Here is a 255-nt window from a genome sequence, read left to right on the forward strand (position 1 = left end):
GCTGATGCGCACCACGGCGGAAGAGAACCGCCGCCAGGGCGAATGGATCGCTGAGCGGCTGAACCGCTGCGACGGCCCCGTGCGCTTCCTGATCCCTGAAGGCGGCGTCTCGGCGCTGGACGCGCCGGGCCAGGCGTTCTGGGATCCGCAGGCCGACGCCGCGCTGTTCGAGGCCCTGGAGTCGCGCCTGGTGCAGACCGCAGACCGGCGCCTGGTGCGCGTGCCGTGCCACATCAACGACCCCCTGTTCGCCCG

Annotated in this window: 1 protein-coding gene; it reads left to right on the forward strand. The window is 72.5% G+C overall.

Annotated elements, in window-relative coordinates:
* Window positions 1-255, forward strand: a 255-nt coding sequence (locus SB751_RS32930) for a Tm-1-like ATP-binding domain-containing protein (RefSeq protein ID WP_410749371.1), incomplete at both ends; no start/stop codon positions are given.

This window comes from Cupriavidus sp. SIMBA_020 (assembly GCF_046535395.1).
GTDB classification, from domain to species: Bacteria; Pseudomonadota; Gammaproteobacteria; order Burkholderiales; family Burkholderiaceae; genus Cupriavidus; species Cupriavidus campinensis.